Consider the following 19,867-nt stretch of genomic DNA (forward strand, 5'->3'; position numbering starts at 1 on the left):
CTCGTGCACGTGCGGTCTCTGCCCCTCACCGGCCCTTGATGGCACGTTCCGAGGCGTGTCCGATCACGTCGGACACCTCATGGTCCCGCGCCGCCGCGTGCAGAAGGTGGAGTGGCACCCCGTGCCGGACCGCCTCGTCGGCGGCCCAGTCCACAGCCTCCAGGCTCGCCTCGGACCCGTCGACGCCGACCACCAGGGGAATCGCCACCACCCCCGTCTCCTCTCCTGCCGACCCCGCCGCCTCCGGCCCCCTCCTGCACATGCGCCTCGGAAGGGATTGGGGTACTCCTCGAATGAGGAACGCGCCACGCTCGGCATGTCGCCAACATCCGAACAGTCCGGCAATCAGACTCATCAGCCGTCACTTCCAGCTTGCTATGCGACGGAGGCCGCTGCCATGCAACCAGTTGTCACCGTGGGCCTCGACGGTTCACCCGAGAGCCTTGCGCCTGACGCTCGTCGGCGGGCTGCCGGGCAGCGGGAAGTCCACCCTCGCCGGAGCCCTGGCCGACCGGCTGGGGGTCACGCTGCTCAGCAGCGACCGCCTCCGCAAGGAGCTGGCGGGCATCCCCGCCGAGCAGTCCGCGGCCGCCGCCTACGGCGAGGGCCTGTACACCCCCGAGCGGACGGCCAGGACCTACGCCACCCTGCTCGACCGCGCCTCCGCCCTGCTGTTCTCCGGCGAGTCCGTCGTGCTGGACGCCACCTGGTCCCATGCGGGACAACGCGAAGCGGCACTCCACCTGGCCGAACGCACCAGCGCTGACCTGGTGGCCCTGCACTGCCACGTGCCGGGCGACGTGACAGCGGCCCGCCTGACCACGCGCGCCTCCGGAATCTCCGACGCCGACCTCGACATCGTCACCGCCATGGCGGCCACGGAACCGCCATGGCCGGAGGCCGTCGCGGTCGACACCAGCGGCCCGTTGGAGTCCTCGATCGCCCGGGCGCTGGCAGCCGTACGCCCCTGGGGCCCCGGCCAGGCCCCGGTCTTCCGCCGCCCCTACATGGAGCCGGACTGAATGAGCGAGTATCCCGCGTATATCCGGGACCGGCCGCTGGTCGCCGAGCCGCACCACCAGGTTTCGCGGGATGTCCCAAAGTCCCTCAGGGTGGGTGGGTAGGAGGAAGCCCGGCAGGCGTGGCAAGCCGGGCAGCACACGCCCGCCTGCCGGACGCAACATGTCGGCTTAGGGAGCGGGACCGTCGACACGGCCGGGCTGACGGGCTGGCTCTCACTGATCGGCGCAGCGGCGGCTTCCTCCATGGAGTCATGAACACCGGCGGAACGACGAGACGACGGAGTCCGCCGTGCCAGCGGTCCAACGGGCTGATGATCCCGGTTGCCCGGGAACCCCTCGGGGGTGACCGCGGAGTGGGGGAGCGAGGGAGCGAGTATCGTGCGAGCGCTCGTCTCCCCCCGCCGCTGGAAGGCGGTGACCACGCGCATCTTGTGCTCCGGGCTGACCCGGCACAGCAGCAGCTCGGACTTCTGGTCGAGCAACGCGTCCAACGACTCCTCGTCCATCGCGTCGAGCCGCGCCCCCGTCACCACGACCGGATCCGGCAACTCCGTCACCTGCGGCGCCGCCGCCTCCTCCTCCACGCCCAGGTCCAGCCCGGCTTTGGCCGCGACGAGCAGCGCCCCCTCGGTGGTGTCGCCAAGCACCCCAGTGCTCCCTGGGGGTCGTGGGTGGAACAAGCCGGGCGTTGCAGCACAGGCCCGCCACCCGGAGCAGCTCGCGCACCGGCGCGGCGTCGGCGACCTCGCCGCTCGGCTCGTACCCCACACCGCTCACCGGGTGCGGCGCACCTCCCGCCCACACTTGTGTGACGGTCATCTCCGCCTGGGTGAGCGTCCCGGTCTTGTCGGTGCACACGCCCGTGGTCGACCCGAGCGCCTCCACCGCCACCGTCGGCAGGCCGCGCCGTGACGAACCCAACGCGGTGAAGACCTCACCGGCGGGGAGTTCGGGTACCGGAAGACCCGGGCCGGAGCCGGACGTGGCACCGACCGCCTCGTCCCTCCCTCCGCCCGGTACCAGCGGGTCCGTACCGGTGCACATCATCCGATCCCATACGGTGACCACGATTTCGCCGACGCTGTGACCGGCCGGGTCGCGCGGAGGGCCTTGGGCGAGGCTGTCATCACAGACTCCAGCGGACTCCGGGGAACTCGGCGGATATCTCGCCGATGCGCCGCCCATGACCGGCGGTTCTCCCTCATCGTGTGACCGGCCGACCGGCGAGAGCGGGGCCTTCCGGGGCAGAGGTCCCGCGACGTCCGCCGCCTCACGCCGGGACCGTGATGACGGGGCAGCGGGCGTGGTGGAGTACGCCCTGACTCACCGAGCCCAGCCACATGCCCGTAAAGCCGCCGTGCCCCCGGGTTCCCACGACCAGGCCCAGGGCGTGTTCAGAGGCTTCCGTCAGAACCTGCACCGGGTGTCCCCGCACGACTTCGTGGTGCAGCTCCACTTCCGGGTACGTCGCGGTGCGGCCCGCGACCGTCTCCGACAGCACACGACGACACTCCCGCACCGCCGCGTCCTCGTCGAGAACCCCGAGGAGCGGCGGATGCCACACGTACAGGGCCCGCAGGAGCGCTCCACGCAGGGCCGCCTCCTCGAACGCCAGGTCCACCGCCGAGGCCGAATGCGGACTGCCGTCGACGCCGACGACGAAGTACGCGGGCTGCTGGGTTACGTGCTCAGGCTCCGGCACGACCGCGACCGGGCAGGGAGCGTGGGCGGTGAGCGGGAGCGCCAGGGAGGCGGAGGAGAACATCTCGCGCCGCCTGCTCAGGTGCCAGGAGCCCACCACGACCAGGGCGGCGTTCCGCGCCTCCTCGCGCAGGACCCACGCCGGCTCTCCTTCCGCCAGCAGCGTCGACACCTGCACCGCCGGCCGCCTGGACTCGACGAAGGCGACCGCGTCCTTGAGTACCTGATCACCCAGGCCGTGCAGCGCCCGGTTCCACTCCTCCCAGGACGGCCGCGCCTCCCCCGACCGGTATCCGCCGGTCGGCACGCCCTGGGCGTGCACGAGCCGCAGCGGCACGTCACGCCGCTCCGCCTCATCGGCGGCCCAGGCGAGGGCCAGCCGCTTCGAAGGGTCGGGGTCGACGCCCACCACGATCGGCCGACGCCCGTCCGCACCAGCCATGGCACCTCCAGGAGATCTCCGCGCCGCCCGTTCGTTCCTGTCCTTCCAGCCTCACCCCTGCTGTCGAGTGGCGCCACGCCACGGGTACGCGGAGGTGTGCCCTGGTGACTCGGCTCTTCACGGCGCCAGGCTTAGTAGCCGCATCGGGCGGCGCCGCGAGGTGTCAGTTGCACGATGCGGGGCGTCGCAGGGTGGTGAAGGCTGGAGGGAAGCGGCGCGCCTGGCGCCCCGCTTGCGTCAGTCCGGTTGACCGGCGGCGGGTGAGGAGGAGGTGTGTCGTGGCGAACCCGGTCGTTGCGGGAGTGGACGGCTCGGTGAGGTCGGCCGACACCGAGTAGTCCACGCCGTCCTTCAACGCCGGGTTGCGCAGGTAGCACCACAGCACGGTGAACATGCCCAATTCATGGGCCCACGCGAAGACTTCGCTGGCTTCCTGCAACTGGCGGTCCGACTGCTGGTGAGTCCGTGCGGGCCGTTTCACTCGCATCCGGTCCGGACGCCTGAGCGGTCCCGGCGTGGAACAGTGGAAGGCAGGAGACACGGGCCGTGTGCGGCCACGGAGATGCAGGCCGGGCGAAGGAGGACGTGATGAGTCACCCTGTGCTGGCGGGTATCGACGGGTCGGAACGCAGCTCGGCGGCGGCCGACTGGGCGGCGCGGGAGGCAGCGCTGCGCGACGTTCCGCTGCGTCTGTTCCACGCCTCTCCACCGCTTCCCGGGGCGACCGTGCCGGGCCTGGCCCTGGACAGGCTGCATCACATGGGGACGCGGACGCTCCAGCGGGTGGCCGCCGCCCTCGGCGACCTCTACCCGGATGTCGAGGTGCGAGCCGAGCAAACTGATGACGCCCCGGCCGAGGCTCTCCTCGCCGCGGCCGGCGATGCCGGGCTCCTCGTCGTCGGCACACGGGGCACGGGCGGCTTCGACGGCCTCGCGGTCGGCTCGGTGGCCCTGCGGATGGCCGCGGCAGCCCCGTGCCCCGTCGTGTTGATTCCCCACCGGCCCGGCCCCTTCGGAGAAGAGAGGCACGCGGCACGCGGTGCTTCCCAGGTCGTGGTGGGGTTCGACGCGCATCACCCGGTGGGTGATGCGGCGGACTTCGCGTTCTCGGCCGCGGAGGCACGCGGAGCACTCCTGCGGGTGGTGCAGGCATGGGCGTTTCCTGCCGAGGCCGTCTCTCCGCAGACGCTGGTGGTGACCGAGGAGGACCGGGCCACATGGGAGGACCAGGAGGTCTTGCGGCTCTCCGACGCGGTGCGCGCGTGGCAGGAGAAGCACCCCCGCGTGACGGCCCGCACCGATGTCGTACTGCTCCATCCCGCGGAAGCGCTCTTGAACGCGTCGCGGGGTGCGGGCCTGCTCGTCGTGGGGCGCCGCACCGATCCCCAGGCGGCCGAAGGCCGCCTGGGCCCGGTCACGCACGCCGTCCTGCACCACGCCCGCTGCCCGGTGGCGGTCGTACCGCACGCCGGACAGCGGCCGACCTGAGGTCCGGTGGCGATCCGATGAGTACCGGGGCCGGTCAGCCGAAGAACACCTCGAACTCGTCGTACAGGGTCGGATCGACCAGCTTGGTCTTCTCTGTGGCATCGGCGAGGGGCAGGCGGACGATGCGGGTGCCCTGCAGGGCGACCATGACGCCGAAGTCACCGTCCTTGACCGCGTCGATGGCGTGCAGCCCGAAGCGCGTGGCCAGCCACCGGTCGAAGGCGCTCGGGGTGCCGCCGCGCTGGATGTGACCCAGCACCGTGGTGCGGGCATCCTTGCCGGTGCGTTCCGAGATCTCCTGGGCCAGCCATTCACCGATGCCGGACAGCCGCACGTGGCCGAACTCGTCCAGCGACCGATCCTTGAGGATCATCTGCCCCTCTTTGGGGACGGCTCCTTCGGCCACGACGACGATCGGCGCATAGTTGATCTTGAACCGGCTCTTCACCTGCTCACAGACCTGATCGATGTCGAACGGTCGCTCCGGGATGAGGATCACGTTGGCGCCGCCCGCGATGCCGGCGTGCAGGGCGATCCAACCCGAGTGCCGCCCCATCACCTCCACCACCAGGGCGCGCATGTGTGACTCGGCAGTGGTGTGGAGACGGTCGATGGCCTCCGTCGCGATACCGACGGCTGTGTTGAAACCGAAGGTGTAGTCGGTGCCGGAGACGTCGTTGTCGATGGTCTTCGGCACACCGACCAGCCGGATCCCCTGCCGGCTCAGCTCGGTGGCCACGCCGAGCGTGTCCTCGCCGCCGATCACGACGAGCGCGTCCACGTCGTGCGCGGCAAGCGTGTCCTGCACGCGTCGCAGCCCGTCCTCGTGCTTGAACGGGTTGGTGCGGGAGGAGCCGAGGATGGTCCCGCCGCGGGGCAGAATCCCCCGCACGCTGGAGATGTCCAACGGCACGACATCACCCCGGAGCAGACCGAGCCACCCGTCCCGCACGCCGACGAAGTCGACGGCGTATTCCTGGACGCCTTTGCGGACGACACTGCGGATCACGGCGTTGAGGCCCGGGCAGTCACCGCCACCGGTCAGTACTCCGACCTTCATGGGCTTGCTCCCATCCGCTGGTCACCCCGCGCGCCTGGTCGTGGCCTTCTCGGCGAACGAAAACAGCCGTCGGGGCAACATGGACCGCCTCCTTCCAGCCTCCCTCCGTTCGAACCGCAGTGGCCACTCGACAGGCGCGCGTCCAGGTGACTCGTCGTGGGACTTCTGTCCAGCCTTGGCATCGGTTCCGAGTCCGATGGACAGGTGTCGACACCCTGGATGTGCTGTCCGGACAGGTTCCGGCGAGGCGTCCCACTCCGTGCCTCGAAACCGGGGCGCGGTACTCCCCACATCGGTCAGCTCGGTGTCTTCCGTGCTCCGGCCAGCCCGAGGAAGACGCACGAGGTCGCTCACCGGGTGCCCTCCACGGCATGCGACGATGCCACCTCGGTCACGCCCCCTCACCTCTCTCGTTCGTCAGGCCGTCCCGGCGGGGACGAGCTCCTCGTGTTGTTCCCCGCCGAGCACGACCTTGAGCGCACCCGTGTCGGCCGCCTTGGCGAAGACGTCGTATGCCTCCTCCATGTGGGGCAGCGGGAAGGTGTGCGTGACCAGCTGCTCGGTGGGCAGTCGGCCGGCGGCCGCCATCCGCAGCAGAGTGGGGGTGGAGTACGTGTCCACCAGGCCAGTGGTGATCGTCAGGTTCTTGATCCACAGGTCTTCCAGGTGCAGGGTCGCGGGCCTGCCGTGCACGCCGACGTTGGCCACGTGACCGCCAGGTCGCACCGTGCGGGTGCACAGCTCGAAGGTCTCCGGAACGCCGACGGCCTCGACGGCCACGTCCGCGCCCAGCCCGTCGGTGAGATCCGCGATCAGCTGCTCGGGGGCCTCCCGAGCGTCCGCCACCGCGTCCGCGCCGAGCTGCCTGGCGGCGTCCAGCCGTGCGGCGGCGAGGTCCACGGCGACGATCCGCTCCGGCGCGAACAGCCGGGCCGTGGCGATGGCCGCGAGGCCGATGGGACCGGCGCCCACGACGGCGACGGTGTCCCCGGGCCGTACGTGCCCGTTCAGTACGCCCACCTCGTACGCGGTCGGGAAGATGTCGGCCAACAGCACGGCGTCCTTGCTGTCCAGGGCGCCGGGCAGTGGGTGCACGGAGAGGTCGGCGTACGGCACGCGGACGTACTCGGCCTGGGTGCCGTCGATCAGGTGGCCGAGGATCCAGCCTCCGCCGCCCCGGCACTGCCCGTACACACCCTCCCGGCAGTACCGGCAGCGACCACAAGAGGTTATGCAGGACACCAGCACCCGGTCCCCCGGCCGCACGCTCCGCACGTCACCACCGACCTCGACGATCTCACCGACCGCCTCGTGCCCCAGTACCGTGCCCGGACGTACCTCGGGAACATCGCCCTTGAGAATGTGCAGGTCCGTTCCGCAGATGGTGACGGCGTCGACACGCACGATCGCGTCGGTCGCCTCCTTGATACCGGGGTCCGGGACGTCCTCCCAAGCGGACTGTCCGGGGCCGTGGAAGACATAGCCCTTCATGGCGTTCCCACCCTCCTGCTACGACACAATGACGAAAATGCCTCGTATGTTCAGATTGCCGTGCACGGAGGGAAGGCGCTTGAGCCGGTCGGCCCCATCGGTCGGCCGGACGGGGCCTACCCCAGCGGCCGGTCCGCGACCGCAGCGGGAAGGCCCTACCGGACCGGGCACCTGGACCGGTCGGCCCTACCGCACACCCCATTCGCCCGGCTTTGCGTCCTGCACCACGCCACGGCCCCCGTCAGCACCAAACCAGCACGGGAGTCAGCACCGCACCGTCAAATTATCCCGAACTACGCGTCCCGGACGGCTGTTTCGACCACCTTCGAGCCCCTGAACCGCCTTTCCGTGAGCAGGCATGGTGGCCACACGCATAGCCAACCCTCGAACTATGTTGCCCCGCCACATGTGCCACTGACCTGCGGATTCCTACGGCATGGCGACACGCAAACGTCCCCGCCAACCGCCAGGAAGTGGCTTCGACATCCGGCTCGGCGTCACCGCGCTGGACGCGATCGGCTCCGTCGCGGACCGCGCTGCACGCCGCGACGTCGCAGACCGCCGGACGGTCGCGGCCGCCCTGGAAGAACCAGCACCTCCGGATGCCGCGGCCCGTGACGATCCGCAGCACCGGGGCGCGGCCCCGTCCGTCAGTCACGGGTGGGCGGCGACCCCGCTCTCGACGGCGGTCATGCCAGCTCCAGGACGAGCTTGCCGACGTTCTCTCCGCGGAAGAGCATCTGCAACGTCTCGGGGAAGTCGTCCACGCTCCCCCTCACCACATGTTCCTTGACCCTGATGCGGCCGTCGCCGATCCAGGCCGAGATGTCCTGCGCAGCCTGCGCGTAGCGCTTGGCATAGTCGAAGACGACGAAGCCCTCCATGCGGGCGCGGCGCACCAGCAGGGAGAGGTAGTTGGAGGGGCCCTTGACCGGCGTGTCGTTGTTGTACTGGCTGATCGCACCGCAGACCACGACCCGCGCATGCATCGCCAGCCGGGTCAGGGCGGCGTCGAGGATGTCTCCGCCCACGTTGTCGAAGTAGACGTCGATTCCGTCGGGGGCCTCCCGGCGCAGCGCTTTCCTGACGTCGTCGGCGCGGTAGTCGATCGCCGCGTCGAATCCCAGTTCGTCGGTGAGCAACGCGCACTTCTCCGGCCCTCCCGCGATGCCCACGACCCGACAGCCCTTGGCTTTCGCGATCTGACCCACGATGGTGCCGACCGCGCCTGCCGCCCCCGACACCACGACGGTCTCGCCGTCCTTCAGCGCCCCGACGTCCAGCAGACCGAAGTAGGCGGTCATGCCGGGCATGCCCAGCGCGCCCAGGTACGTCGAGGGCGGGGCGAGGGAGGTGTCGATCTTCATGGCGCCCCGACCGTCGGAGACCACGTACTCCTGGACGCCGAAGGTGCCGACCACGTGATCACCCGGCTGGAAGTCGGGGTGGTTGGAGGCGGTGACCTCGACGACCGATCCGGCGCGCATCACCTCACCGATGCCCACCGGCGGCAGGTAGGAGGGACGGTCGTCCAGCCAGCCCCGCATGGCAGGGTCCAGGGAGATGACCCGCGTGCGGCCCGCGAACCGGCCCGGGCCCGGCTCCTCGACGGGCCCTGAACAGTGCTCCCAGTCCCCGGGTTTCACGTCGCCCGTGGGGCGGGCTGCCAGACGGATCTGGCGGTTGGTCGCAGACATGGCGCCTCCTGTCATTCGCGGTCCCGCCGAGAGTACCGACCAGTTGGTATGCCCTGATGGGTGATGTTCACCACATGCCATTGGTGACCCTGCCTTCCGCGGACCGTGGGCAGGAAAGCCCCCGGGTGAGGCGGCGCGGGGGGCCGCGAGAACCGGCCCAGTCAGGGACGTCTGCGGGGCCGGACGGTTCAGCGGGTCGGGGCCTGTGGCTGGGCCTTTCCCTTCCGGCCTCGCTCATGCAGCAGGCGTGCGGTCTGCTCGGACACCGGCGCGGCCAGCAGTGCGGAGACCAGGTCGATCAGTCGGCTGGTGAACAACCGGTCGTCCCTGCGGGGGCGGCCAGCGGCGCGGGCGGCGAGTTCGGCGTGACAGAAGCGCATGGCGGTGAAGCGGCTGTGGAACACCGTGATCGACTCGCCAGCCAGCAGGGGCTGCACCAGGCGCCGCCAGGGATGGATGCTCGACCCCTTCGTCACGACGACCTCGACCAGGGGCTCGGGGCGGTTGAGCAGTTCGGCCACGATCTGCAGGAACTCGCGCCCGCCGTCGGGGTCGGCGAGTTTCGCGGCGATCGGCAGCACCAGTGCGGCGGCGAGGGACCGGAGGTCGACGGCGCCGCTGTCCTCGTACTGCTGCAGCAGCACCTCCCGGCGGGCGTCCACCGCAGGAAGGTGCTTGTCGAGTACGGCCCGCAGGAGTCCCGCCCGGTCGCCGAAGTGGTACTGCAGGGCCATCGCGTTGCGCTGGCCGGCGGCCCGCTTGATCTCGTTGAGGGACACGCCATCGACGCCCTTCGCGGCGAACAACTGCTCGGCGGCCCGGATGAGTGTGCCGCGAGTGTCACCGGCTTTCCGGCCCCCAGGCGACGTGGCCTGCGTCTCATGTGCTGTCACGGAGGCCCATGCTAGCGTCGCCACGCCAAAGTAATACGGGCGCATTAATGCCTGATAAAAGCGCCTTGCACGTTCCCCACTCCCGAATCCCTGTTCTGCACGGGCGCCGCCCTGCGCCTGGAATGGAGGCACCCAGTGAAGGCACTGACCTACCAGGGCCCCCACGACATCCACTACGGCGACGTCCCCGACCCCGCCGTCACCAGTCCCACCGACGCGGTCGTCCAGGTCACCACGGCCGGTATATGCGGCAGCGACCTGCACATCTACGGCGGCAACGGGTTCAGCCCGGACACCGGGTACACCCCGGGACACGAGTGCGTCGGCGTAGTGGTCGACACCGGCGACCAGGTCACCCGTTTCAAGCCCGGCGACCGCGTCCTGGTTCCCGCCTCGGTCGGCTGCACCCTGTGCGCGACATGCGCGCGGGGACTCACCGCCAGGTGCGAGCGGGCCCATGCCCCGACGGACCTTTGCTATGGGGTGAGCCCGCACCTCCCGGGCAGTCAGGCCCAGGCCCTCGCTGTGCCCCATGCCGAGGTCAACCTGGTGCACCTGCCCGACGGCATCTCCGACGAGGCCGCCATCGTCCTGACGGACAACGCCCCGACGGCCTGGTATGGCTGCCGTCGAGCCCGTATCCAGCCCGGTGAAACGGTCCTGGTCATCGGCCTGGGCCCGGTCGGCCTCATGGCCGCGCAATCCGCCTTCGTGATGGGCGCCGCCCGCGTGCTGGGCGTGGACCTGGTCGCGGAGCGCCGTGCCTTCGCAGCCACCCTCGGCGTCGAGCCGGTTGAGGGCGAGGACGCCCGAACGGCCATACGGGAGATGACCGCAGGACGCGGACCGGACGCCGTGGTGGAGGCCGTGGGCTCGGACGCCACCATCGACCTCGCCCTGAAAGCCGTTCGGCAGGCAGGTCGAGTCAGTGTCATCGGCGTCAGCCAGAACAAGGCTTTCCCCGTTCACATGGGACTGGCCCAGATCAAGGAGCTCGAATTCGCCATCGGGCTGTGCTCGATCCACTACGAGCTCCCGGCCCTGATCCCCCTCACCCAGGCCGGCCGGATCACACCGGAGGTCGTGGTCTCCCACCGCTTCGCCCTCTCCCAGGGCCCCGCGGCGTACGAACTGTTCAACAGCCGCGCCGCCGGTGTCCGCAAGATCCTCCTCGACCCCACCCGTTGACCACGAAGTCGATCTTCATCCGGGCGGCCGCATCGACCCCGAAACGTGACCCACTGCGGGCTTACAGGCATTCCAACCAGTCGGTATGGTGCGCCGGCTGAACCATTTCCCCCGTTCACCTCCACGGATCCGAGCCGTAGTGGAAGGCCAGGCGATGACATACCCCGACGAGAACCGGTATCGGCCATCAGCGCCACCGGGATGGCCAATACCGCACGCCGAGCCCCCGTCGTACGGGTACGACGTCCCTCGCTACGACTCGTACGGGCAAGCCCCTTGGGTCGAGCCGTATGCGCAGGAGACTCATCGGCAAGATACCGACCTCGCCGCTCTCCGCTCGGCCTACCGCCTGCTCCGCCGGACCTCCACGCTCGCCGCGCTCGGCTCCTTCGTGGCGTACGTCGTGCTCTCCTGCTTCACGCCGGACCTGATGGGGTCCAAGATCGCCGGGGAGCTGAGCCTCGGCATGGCCCTGGGGGTCCTCCAGCTCGTCGTCACCTTCGCGGCGGTCTTCTGGTACGGACGCAGCGCACAACGCTCGGTGGATCCCTTGGCCCGCGCCGTCAGGGAACGGGCGGTCCCCGCCGACCGCAACGCAAGGACGGCGAGATGAACGACTACAGCTCCGGGACGCAGGCCACCGTCCTCATTCTGTTCACCACGCTGGTCACCGTCACGCTGCTGATGTGCGTGATGGCGGGACCGGACCGCGACGACCTGACGAACTTCTACACCGGCTACCTCACGCTCACCCCGTTCCAGAACGGCCTGGCCATCGCGGGCGACTACATCTCCGCGGCCACGGTGCTGAGCACCACCGGCATCGTCGCGCTCGCCGGATACGACGGCTATGTCCTTGCGGTCAGCACCGCCTTGTCTCTGGTGCTGCTGATGTTCCTGCTGGCCGAACCCCTGCGCAACGCCGGCCGGTTCACCATGGGCGACGTCCTGGCCCGCAACATGCCCGGCCGGGCCGTGCGCATCGCCGCCTGCGTGGTGACGCTTTCGGCGACCCTGCCCTTCCTGGTCGTCCAGCTCTCCGGTGCCGGGTCGCTCCTCACCTTCATCCTGGACCTCCCGCACGTGGCGGGCGCCAGGACGGCGTGCATCGTCATCATCGGCAGTCTGATGATCATTTACGCGGCGCTCGGCGGGATGAAAGGCACCGCGCTCATTCAGATGATCAAGATCGTCATCCTGCTCTTTACCAGCGCCGTCGTCGCCGCTCTGGTGCTGAACCGCTTTGGCTGGAGCCCCGGCAACGTGCTCAGGGCCGCCCAGCACGGCAGCGGCGCGGGCCCCGCCTTCCTCCAGCAGGGCCTTCAGCTGGGCACCTCGGCCGTTGACCGGCTGGATTTCATCGGTCTCCAGATCACCGTGGTCCTCGGTGTGGCCTGTCTGCCCCACATCACGATGCGTCTGTACTCCGCGCGGGACGTGCCGGCCGTACGTCGCTCCATGTCGTGGGCGGTCGGCACGGTCACCACGTTCTGCCTGCTCGTCATCATCATGGGTACGGGAGCGGCGGCGCTGGTGGGATCGCAGTACATCACCGCGGCCGACCCTCAGGGCAGGACGTCGGTGCTCATGCTGTCGCAGGTGCTCGGCGGGGCACACGGTTCCGCGGGCACGACGATTCTCTACTCGGCCGTGGCGGGCATGGTGTTCATCACCCTGCTCTCGTCGGTCGCGGGAATGACTCTGGCCGCGGCCTCATCGCTCGCCCATGATCTGTTCGCCCATGCGGCGCGTCGGGGACACGTCGATCCACGCACGGAGATGACGGTGGCGGCGTGGACGAGCGTGGCCGTGGGAACCCTTGCCATCGGACTCTCCACCCTGGTCCAGGACTGGAACGTCGGCGTGCTGACCACTCTGGCCATCTGCATAGGGGCATCGGCGGTGGCACCCGCGCTCACCTACTCCCTGTTCTGGCGAGGATTCACGCGCAGCGGCCTGCTCGCTTCCCTCTACGGCGGCGCGGCCTGCGCGCTGCTGCTGATGGTCTTCTCCAAGGCCGTTTCGGGCACGCCGTCCGCCGTCTTCCCGAACGCCGACTTCGACCTGTTCCCCATGCAGTCCACCGGACTGGTCTCCGTCCCGTTCGGCTACCTGGCGGGCTGGCTGGGCAGCCGTCTGGACCACCGGCGCCGCGCCGCCGACAGCCTAGAGAACCGGCGGCTGTACGAGGAGAGCGAGGCACGGCTGCTCGCCGCAGCCGAATGACCACGACTGCGCGGCCGGGCTGCGCGAGCGGCCTCGGTGCCGCCGCGGTGGTCCGGCGCGGCCGGCGGGGCCCAAAGCCCGTCGCACAGACCCCTCAGCAGCAGCACGGTCAGCACGGCACGTGTCCTCGGCGGGCGTCCGGGGCCACCCGGCAGGACCTGAGACGGTCAGGTGAACGTGCCGGCCAGTGGTTGTTCGGTCCACACGGTCTTGCCCTCGCGGGTGTAACGGGTACCCCAGCGTTCGGCCATCTGGGCCACCAGGAACAGGCCGCGCCCGCCCTCGTCAGTGGTACGGGCGCGGCGCAGGTGGGGCGAGGTGTGGCTGGTGTCGCTGACCTCGCACACCAGACACCGTTCACGGATCAGCCGCAGGGTCGCAGGGCCGCTGGCGTAACGGTAGACATTGGTGACCAGTTCGCTGGCGATCAACTCGGTCGTGAACGCCAAGTGCTCCAGACCCCATTCGCTCAGCTTGGCCGAGGTCAGTGCCCGGGCCCGGGCGGCGCTGACAGGCTCCAGCGGCAAACTCCAGGAGGCGACACTGTCCGGTGGCAGCATGCGGGTGCGGGCGACCAGCAATGCGACGTCGTCGCTGGGGCGCGATGGCACGAGCGAGTCGACCACCGCTTGGCATGTCCGTTCCAGCGCGTCCGCGGGGCGGGTGAGCGCGGCGCACAGCTTGGTCAGGCCGATGTCGGCATCGATGTTGCGTTCGCCGATGAGTCCGTTGGTGTACAGGCACAGCAGGCTTCCCCCGGCCAGTTCGACGTCCCGGGCCTCGAACGGCAGGCCGCCCAGGCCGAGCGGTGGGCCGGCGGGCAGGTCCAGCAGAGCCACCTGTCCGTCCGGAGCGGTCACCACCGGCGGCAGGTGGCCGGCGCGGGCCACGGAGCACTGCCCGGAGACCGGGTCGTACACGGCGTACAGGCAGGTGGCACCGACGACCTGCTCGCCCACGGGCCGCTCACCGGCTGCTTCCTGTTCCACCGCCAGCAGGATGACCAGGTCGTCCAGGCGGGAGAGGACCTCGTCCGGTTCCAGGTCGAGGCTGGCGAGCGTGTGTACGGCGGTACGCAACCGGCCCATGGTGGCGGCTGCGTGGATGCCGCGTCCCACCACGTCGCCGACGACGAGGGCGACCCGGGCCCCGGAGAGGGGAATGACGTCGAACCAGTCACCGCCCAGGCCCGGGGCCGCGCTGGCCGGCAGGTAGCGCAGGGCCACCTCGACGGCCGACTGGTCCGGAACCGCCCGGGGCAGAAGGCTGCTCTGCAAGGTGAACGCGGTCTGCTGCTGCTGGGTGAAGCGCCGGGCGTTGTCGATGGCGACAGCGGCGCGCGAGGCGAGTTCCTGGGCGAGGGTGAGATCGTCCGCCTCGAAGGGATCGGGACGGCGCGAACGCCACAGGGTCATCACGCCCAGCACCAGGCCACGTGCGGCCAGGGGTACCACGATCAGTGAGTGGGCGCCCAGGTCCGGAGCATGGGCCCCCTGGTGGCCTCTCGTCGAGAACCAGTCGGGCGGGAGAACCGGTTCCAGGATGGGCCGCCCTTCGGCGAGGCATCTGGCCTGGGGGGTGTCCGGCGCGAACTCCACCGGCTCGCCCTGCGGGTGGGCCGGGCCGGCTTGCTGGGCGCCGACACCGCAGGCCCCCACGCGTACCACCGGCCCTGCCAAGGCCCCCGCCAGTTCCTCACCGCGCGTCACGGGCTGAAGCAGGTCCACTGACGCATGGTCGGCGAGGTGAGGCACCATCACCTCGGCGAGTTCCCGGGCCGTCTCTGCCACGTCAAGGGTGGTTCCGATACGGCTGCCGGCCTGGTCGAGGAGTGCGAGCCGACGCTGGGCCCGATGGCGTTCGGTGATGTCCTCGATCATCTCGGCCACACCCAGAATGCGACCGGAGGGATCCACCATCGGGAAGGACGAGACCATCGCCACCCGCTCTCGCGCGGGGTCCTGCTCCAGGCGAACGAACTGCTCGGAGTAGACCGATGGCCTTCCGGTGTCGATCACCTGGCGCACACGGTCCACGGCCCTGCGTGCGTCATCGGGGAGGAGGAAACAGCCGGTGGGCAGCCCCCGAAAGTCCGCTGCGGGGACGCCGCTGAAGCGTTCGATGGCCCGGTTGACCCGGAGAAGCCTCAGGTCGGGGCCGTGGACGACCAGGCCGATCGGGCAGCGGCGGTACAACCCGTCGAGGACCGCGCGGTCCCTTTGCCACTCCAGGACGTCAGCCTCGAGTGCCCCGGCAAGAACCCACTCGCGGACCCGGCCATCGCGTGAGAGCGCATCGGCCCTGAGCCCCATCTCCACAAGTCGCCCGTCGCGGTGCCGCACCGTGAGCATCCCGGACCAGCCGCCGCTTCTTCTGCAGTTCCCCGCGGCCTCCCTGACGGCCGGCAGGTCGCGGGGATCGATAAGGATCTCGGACGCCGGACGACCGATCACGGCTGTGTCCGGATAGCCGAGCAGTTCCTGAGCCCGCCGGTTCCATCCGACCACGGTTCCCCGGTCGTCGAGCACCGCCAAAGCGGCGAGGTGCAGGGCGAACGGATCGTCGTGGCTTTCGCTGAGCTCCGTCATCCGCTTCTCCACCGCCGAACACCACCTTGTCCTCGGTCGCCCCTGTTCTGCCTCGGGGTCCGCCACGGCCGGTGACCGGCGTGACGGCGTCCGAGTCGGTGGCCAGGCGTTCCACACGTGCACGCCGACGACCTACAGATGCCATGTAAGCCTATTGAACCCGGTGGAGCCGCAGCCTCGCCCGCCGTGCGGCACGGTGTGGCGGGCATGGGTGGGCTACGGCAGGGCAGACGGCCCGCTCATCAGCGACCTGAGGCCGGGCCTCCCTGGGGCTGGGTCGGGCAGGGTCTGCCGCCCTGTGCCCACGCCTTGAACGCGTACGCTCAGCTGCCCGGATACTGGATCAGCCGGTGAGCGGTGGTCTACGGGAGACTCCCGCGCGCTGAGCGCTTAATGGCCTGGACGCGGCTGGACAGCGACCTCCACCCGACGCTGTGTGCGCTTTCCCATGGCCCCGAGGGGCCTGATGCGGCTCAAGCCACCGGCGCCTTCCGCCGAGAGCGGGCGACTATGAACAGCGCCGGCGGCGAGTCCAAACCCCGAGAGACCTCTGCGGGGTGGTGCGGTCGGTGACCGCGTGCGGCCGGCAGGTGCTGTGGGACGCGCTGCTGGACTGCGCGGGCACGTCCGCCGAGGCCCAGCAGGCCGCGCTGTCCCTCGTCACACCGCTGATGCGGTACGTCGACTACGCGAGCACCCATGCCGCGCAGGCATACGTCGAGTACCAACAGCACGTGGTGGCGGACGCGGACCGGGAGCGCCGGAGGCCGCCGGTGACGACGGCGGTGCGACCGGTGGGATCGAGTCCCGCCGTCTCAGCTCACCGCTGCCGTGGCCGCGTCGCGGTACTGCCGCAGTTCCTGTTTGGCGATGGCCCGCTTGTGGACCTCGTCGGGACCGTCCGCCAGCCGCAATGTCCGCAGCTGCGCGTACATCATGGCAAGCGGGAAGTCGTCGGTCACTCCTGCTCCCCCGTGCACCTGGATCGCGCGGTCGACGATCTTCAACGCGATGTTAGGGGCGGCCACCTTGATGGCCGCGATCTCGGTGCGCGCTTCCTTGTTCCCGACCGTGTCCATCAGATACGCGGCCTTGAGCGTGAGCAGGCGGATCATCTCGATGTCGATGCGCGCTTCCGCGATCCAGTCCTGGATGTTGGACCGGTCGGCAACCGGACGACCGAACGTCACACGTGACTGCGCGCGCCGGCACATCAGCTCCAGCGCCCGCTCGGCCGCGCCGATCGCCCGCATGCAGTGGTGGATACGACCGGGCCCGAGCCGGGCCTGGCTGATCGCGAAACCCTCGCCCTCGCCCTTGAGTACGTCCTTGGCCGGCACGCGTACGTCGGCGAAGTCGATTTCGGCGTGCCCCTCACGGTCCTGGTAGCCGAACACCGGCAACCCGCGCATCACCGTGATCCCGGGGGCGTCGATCGGGACGACCATCATCGACTGCTGCCGGTGCGGGGCGGCGGTGGGATCCGTCTTCCCCATGACGATGAGCACCTTGCAGTTGCGGTGCAGGGCGTTGGACGCGAACCACTTACGGCCGTTGAGCACGTACTCGTCGCCTTCGCGCTCCATCCGCAACTCGATGTTGGTGGCGTCGGAGCTGGCGACACGCGGCTCGGTCATCGCGAAGGCCGAGGCCATCGTCCCGTCGAGCAGGGGCTTCAGGTACTTCTCCTTGTGCTCGTCATTGCCGAAGAGTGTGAGCACCTCCATGTTGCCGGTGTCGGGAGCGTTGCAGTTGCACGCCTCGGAGGCGATGTGGCTGCGACCCATGATCTCCGCCAGCGGCGCGTACTCCAGGTTCGTCAGTCCCGGGCCCCACTCGCGGTGCGGGTGGAAGAGGTTCCACAGTCCGCGCCTCCGAGCCTCCGCCTTGAGGTCCTCGATGATCGGCGGGTGGAAGTGCGGGTCACCCGACGCGCGCATCTGCTCGTGGTACACCTCCTCAGCGGGGTAGATGTGCGAGTCCATGAACTCAAGCAGGTCCGCCTGGTACTTCTTCGCGCGGTCCGACGTCTCAAAAAAGGACATCTGTACTCCTGACGGGTAGGGAGGGAAAAACTCGGTCAGAGCTTGTCAAGGTGGTCGACCACACCTTCGACGAAATCGGGCCCGCGGAAGGCGTCGTTGCGCCGTGCCTCCTCGGCATCCGGCATACGACACGACAGCGAGGTGAACCGGGCCGGAGGCGGGCCGAAACGAATGTCGCAGTGGAGCGCCGCCACCACGCCCGGGCCGACGGCCACCCCGCGCCGGTCATGCCTTCGCCGGCAGGGAACCCCCGATATGGCGTGACGGGCTCTTCTCTCCTGTTCTGTATACTTGAATCCGACGTCAAGTTCAATAGATGCCCGCGCGGCAGCACGCGGCGACCGCCGCCTGTCACCACGGGGATGAGCGGCTCGCCGAACAGATCGTCAAGGAGCCCGACTCCACGGAAACGGCCAGCGGCTGGCGCGGTTGTCACGTCCGTGAGGGAGGCGAGAAGGAATGCAGGTACCCGGCTGTACCGGGTGTGATCAGGTACCCGGCTGTACCGAGTGTGATGAGGCAGGCGGTCCAGACTGCCGATCAGTGGTGGCCGGGGAACCGCAGGGCGTTCGCCCAGAGCCGCGTGACCGTGGACACGAGCTCCTCGAAGTCCACCGGCGCGCCTTCCTCTTGCTCTTCACAGAGCACGAAGGCGTTGTAGGCCATACCGCTGACCATGCCCGACAGCGCACGGGAGGCCATAATCGGATCGACCTCACGGTCTGCGACACCGCGCGCCTGCAGGTCCGCGATGCCGCGGGCATTGCGGCGGATGAACGCGTCCCCGCGCCGACTTCGGAACTCACGGAATTCCGGCTCCACTTGGGCGACCTGCTCAAGCAGTGCCATCAGCTTCGCATTCCGTTTGTACGCCTCCAGATACGCGCGATTGCTCGCCTCAAGCACCGCATAGGGATCGTCGGCACCCTGCACCCGGCCCATGCCGGGGTGCATCATGTCCTCCTGCGCCTCCAGGAGGACGGCGGCAAGCACCTCTTCCTTGTTGGCGAAGTAGGTGTAGAAGGATCCCGCCGCGCAACGGGCCTCTTTGGTGATGTCGGTCAGGCGGGTGTCGAGGTAGCCGTCCCGTTCGAACACCTTCCGCGCGGCCTTCACCAGAGCAGCCCGTGTCCGCGCTCCCCGCTGCGTCGTGGGCGGCTCGCGAAGTTGCGAGAGGGGCGCCATGGGCGGTGCCGTCTCGCCGTCGATCTCCCCGGGCGCAGTGGTGTCCATCCCCGGAACTTTACTTGAATCCGACGCCATAGTCATAAACAGACGTCAATCCCGAAGTTGCGGTACTGACCGAACCTCACTGCGCCCGAGCGGTCGGTCCCGTCAGGCGGTGATCCTGAAGCGTTCGGCGAGTCGGCGGCGGGTGTCGGCGGCACTCGTGTGCAGCACACCTCCGATTCCGATCCGCGCCGCCCCGTCGAGGTTCTGCTGCAGATCGTCGATCATGACTGCCTCCTCGGGGTGGATGCCGAGGCGTTCACATGCGATCGCGTAAATCCGCCGGGAAGGCTTGCGGACCCCGACCTCGGCGGAGATGACGACCACGTCGGCGACAGCGGCGAGGTCGACGCCGTCGTAGGTTCCGGTTCCGAACGAATTGGATACCAGCGCCACGGGGTAGCCGGCGCCTCGAAGATCACCGAGCAGCGCGAGCATGTCCTGGTCGATCGACATTCCCGCCTGCATGCGGGCCATGAGCCCCTCGGCCGGTACCTCGGCGCCGTGGGCGCGGAGACGCTCGGCGAATCCCCGCTCGAAGGCTTCGGCGTCGATACGGCCGCATTCGTGGTCGGCCAGGAGAGTGCGGGACGGCTGGTCCCGGGCGAGCAGGTGGAGCGGCAGGCGCGGGTCGCCGCCGAGCGAGGCGCCGAAGTCGGTGAAAGCCCGCAGCACACTGGAGGTGATGACCCCGCCGAAGTCCACCAGGACCGCGGTTCGGGCCTTTTCCACCACGTTCGACACGATATCCACGCCTCTCTCCAGCGTCGGCTCGCCGCCGTCCCCTGCGGACGGC

General features: G+C 69.6%; 16 protein-coding genes and 2 pseudogenes. 5 read left to right on the top strand and 13 right to left on the bottom strand.

The genetic code is table 11. The annotated features are described in order from the left end of the window. Positions 1 to 40: 40 nt before the first annotated feature. Positions 41 to 208 (bottom strand): annotated as a pseudogene (locus tag ACFYO2_RS06005) (universal stress protein); the annotation flags it as partial. Positions 209 to 440: 232 nt separating this feature from the next. On the opposite strand from ACFYO2_RS06005, the pseudogene ACFYO2_RS06010 reads away from it, so the two are divergent. Further along, positions 441 to 1,022 (top strand): annotated as a pseudogene (locus tag ACFYO2_RS06010) (AAA family ATPase); the annotation flags it as partial. Here the strand turns inward: ACFYO2_RS06010 and ACFYO2_RS06015 are convergent. From ACFYO2_RS06015 to ACFYO2_RS06025, 3 genes are all read right to left on the bottom strand, one after another. After that, positions 1,004 to 1,669, bottom strand: coding sequence for a hypothetical protein (locus ACFYO2_RS06015; RefSeq protein WP_388344663.1), 666 nt, complete (start codon positions 1,667 to 1,669; stop codon positions 1,004 to 1,006). The pseudogene ACFYO2_RS06010 and the gene ACFYO2_RS06015 overlap by 19 nt on opposite strands. Positions 1,670 to 2,292: 623 nt before the next feature. Then, positions 2,293 to 3,165, bottom strand: coding sequence for a universal stress protein (locus ACFYO2_RS06020; RefSeq protein WP_388344666.1), 873 nt, complete (start codon positions 3,163 to 3,165; stop codon positions 2,293 to 2,295). A 163-nt stretch (positions 3,166 to 3,328) separates the two neighbouring features. Then, positions 3,329 to 3,652 carry a hypothetical protein gene (locus ACFYO2_RS06025; RefSeq protein ID WP_388344669.1) on the bottom strand — a complete coding sequence of 108 codons (324 nt, stop codon included), beginning with the start codon at positions 3,650 to 3,652 and terminating at the stop codon, positions 3,329 to 3,331. A gap of 101 nt (positions 3,653 to 3,753) precedes the next feature. Here ACFYO2_RS06025 and ACFYO2_RS06030 point away from each other — a divergent pair, with 101 nt between their 5' ends. Further along, on the top strand, positions 3,754 to 4,653 hold the full coding sequence (locus ACFYO2_RS06030) for a universal stress protein (RefSeq protein WP_388344672.1): 900 nt from the start codon (positions 3,754 to 3,756) through the stop codon (positions 4,651 to 4,653). Between the two features lie 34 nt (positions 4,654 to 4,687). Here ACFYO2_RS06030 and ACFYO2_RS06035 read toward each other — a convergent pair whose 3' ends face one another. The 4 genes from ACFYO2_RS06035 to ACFYO2_RS06050 form a co-directional block, all read right to left on the bottom strand. Beyond that, positions 4,688 to 5,713, bottom strand: coding sequence for a 6-phosphofructokinase (locus ACFYO2_RS06035; RefSeq protein WP_388344675.1), 1,026 nt, complete (start codon positions 5,711 to 5,713; stop codon positions 4,688 to 4,690). 417 nt (positions 5,714 to 6,130) lie between these two features. After that, positions 6,131 to 7,204 (bottom strand): zinc-dependent alcohol dehydrogenase family protein, encoded by a 1,074-nt coding sequence (locus ACFYO2_RS06040; protein WP_388344678.1) that lies wholly within the window; start codon positions 7,202 to 7,204, stop codon positions 6,131 to 6,133. 689 nt (positions 7,205 to 7,893) lie between these two features. After that, positions 7,894 to 8,901 carry an NADP-dependent oxidoreductase gene (locus ACFYO2_RS06045; protein ID WP_388344681.1) on the bottom strand — a complete coding sequence of 336 codons (1,008 nt, stop codon included), beginning with the start codon at positions 8,899 to 8,901 and terminating at the stop codon, positions 7,894 to 7,896. Between the two features lie 188 nt (positions 8,902 to 9,089). Further along, the gene (locus ACFYO2_RS06050) at positions 9,090 to 9,794 is read right to left on the bottom strand and encodes a TetR/AcrR family transcriptional regulator (protein WP_388344684.1); all 705 of its coding nucleotides are present in this window, start codon (positions 9,792 to 9,794) and stop codon (positions 9,090 to 9,092) included. Positions 9,795 to 9,929: 135 nt separating this feature from the next. On the opposite strand from ACFYO2_RS06050, the gene ACFYO2_RS06055 reads away from it, so the two are divergent. From ACFYO2_RS06055 to ACFYO2_RS06065, 3 genes are all read left to right on the top strand, one after another. Then, positions 9,930 to 10,982, top strand: a complete 1,053-nt coding sequence (locus tag ACFYO2_RS06055) for an alcohol dehydrogenase catalytic domain-containing protein (protein ID WP_388344687.1) — start codon at positions 9,930 to 9,932, stop codon at positions 10,980 to 10,982. A 154-nt stretch (positions 10,983 to 11,136) separates the two neighbouring features. After that, positions 11,137 to 11,595, top strand: coding sequence for a DUF485 domain-containing protein (locus tag ACFYO2_RS06060; protein WP_388344690.1), 459 nt, complete (start codon positions 11,137 to 11,139; stop codon positions 11,593 to 11,595). Then, positions 11,592 to 13,208: a cation acetate symporter gene (locus ACFYO2_RS06065; RefSeq protein ID WP_388344693.1), complete on the top strand. Its 1,617-nt coding sequence runs from the start codon at positions 11,592 to 11,594 to the stop codon at positions 13,206 to 13,208. Before ACFYO2_RS06060 ends, ACFYO2_RS06065 begins: the two co-directional genes overlap by 4 nt. A 167-nt stretch (positions 13,209 to 13,375) precedes the next feature. Here ACFYO2_RS06065 and ACFYO2_RS06070 read toward each other — a convergent pair whose 3' ends face one another. The 5 genes from ACFYO2_RS06070 to ACFYO2_RS06090 all read right to left on the bottom strand — a co-directional run bounded on the left by ACFYO2_RS06070 (position 13,376) and on the right by ACFYO2_RS06090 (position 19,824). Beyond that, complete coding sequence (locus tag ACFYO2_RS06070; protein ID WP_388344696.1) at positions 13,376 to 15,796, bottom strand: SpoIIE family protein phosphatase; 2,421 nt, start codon at positions 15,794 to 15,796, stop codon at positions 13,376 to 13,378. Positions 15,797 to 16,611: 815 nt separating this feature from the next. After that, entirely contained in the window at positions 16,612 to 17,841 is a 1,230-nt protein-coding gene (locus tag ACFYO2_RS06075; protein ID WP_388344699.1) for an acyl-CoA dehydrogenase family protein, read from the bottom strand. 35 nt (positions 17,842 to 17,876) lie between these two features. After that, positions 17,877 to 18,056, bottom strand: coding sequence for a hypothetical protein (locus ACFYO2_RS06080; RefSeq protein ID WP_388344702.1), 180 nt, complete (start codon positions 18,054 to 18,056; stop codon positions 17,877 to 17,879). 325 nt (positions 18,057 to 18,381) lie between these two features. Beyond that, positions 18,382 to 19,074, bottom strand: a complete 693-nt coding sequence (locus tag ACFYO2_RS06085) for a TetR/AcrR family transcriptional regulator (RefSeq protein WP_388344704.1) — start codon at positions 19,072 to 19,074, stop codon at positions 18,382 to 18,384. Positions 19,075 to 19,176: 102 nt separating this feature from the next. After that, a complete protein-coding gene (locus ACFYO2_RS06090) occupies positions 19,177 to 19,824 on the bottom strand; it encodes an HAD family hydrolase (RefSeq protein WP_388344706.1) in 648 nt (215 codons plus the stop codon). Positions 19,825 to 19,867 lie beyond the last annotated feature (43 nt).

It is taken from the genome of Streptomyces sp. NPDC006602, assembly GCF_042870385.1.
In the GTDB taxonomy this organism is placed as follows: Bacteria; Actinomycetota; Actinomycetes; order Streptomycetales; family Streptomycetaceae; genus Streptomyces.

What these genes read in the sequence shown, in the direction of transcription:
- ACFYO2_RS06060 (WP_388344690.1), top strand. Translation starts at nt 11,137, where the DNA reads ATGACATACCCCGACGAGAACCGGTATCGGCCATCAGCGCCACCGGGA.
- ACFYO2_RS06025 (WP_388344669.1), bottom strand. Translation starts at nt 3,652, where the DNA reads ATGCGAGTGAAACGGCCCGCACGGACTCACCAGCAGTCGGACCGCCAG.
- ACFYO2_RS06075 (WP_388344699.1), bottom strand. Translation starts at nt 17,841, where the DNA reads ATGTCCTTTTTTGAGACGTCGGACCGCGCGAAGAAGTACCAGGCGGAC.
- ACFYO2_RS06045 (WP_388344681.1), bottom strand. Translation starts at nt 8,901, where the DNA reads ATGTCTGCGACCAACCGCCAGATCCGTCTGGCAGCCCGCCCCACGGGC.
- ACFYO2_RS06035 (WP_388344675.1), bottom strand. Translation starts at nt 5,713, where the DNA reads ATGAAGGTCGGAGTACTGACCGGTGGCGGTGACTGCCCGGGCCTCAAC.
- ACFYO2_RS06070 (WP_388344696.1), bottom strand. Translation starts at nt 15,796, where the DNA reads ATGACGGAGCTCAGCGAAAGCCACGACGATCCGTTCGCCCTGCACCTC.
- ACFYO2_RS06065 (WP_388344693.1), top strand. Translation starts at nt 11,592, where the DNA reads ATGAACGACTACAGCTCCGGGACGCAGGCCACCGTCCTCATTCTGTTC.
- ACFYO2_RS06085 (WP_388344704.1), bottom strand. Translation starts at nt 19,074, where the DNA reads ATGGACACCACTGCGCCCGGGGAGATCGACGGCGAGACGGCACCGCCC.
- ACFYO2_RS06030 (WP_388344672.1), top strand. Translation starts at nt 3,754, where the DNA reads ATGAGTCACCCTGTGCTGGCGGGTATCGACGGGTCGGAACGCAGCTCG.
- ACFYO2_RS06020 (WP_388344666.1), bottom strand. Translation starts at nt 3,165, where the DNA reads ATGGCTGGTGCGGACGGGCGTCGGCCGATCGTGGTGGGCGTCGACCCC.
- ACFYO2_RS06040 (WP_388344678.1), bottom strand. Translation starts at nt 7,204, where the DNA reads ATGAAGGGCTATGTCTTCCACGGCCCCGGACAGTCCGCTTGGGAGGAC.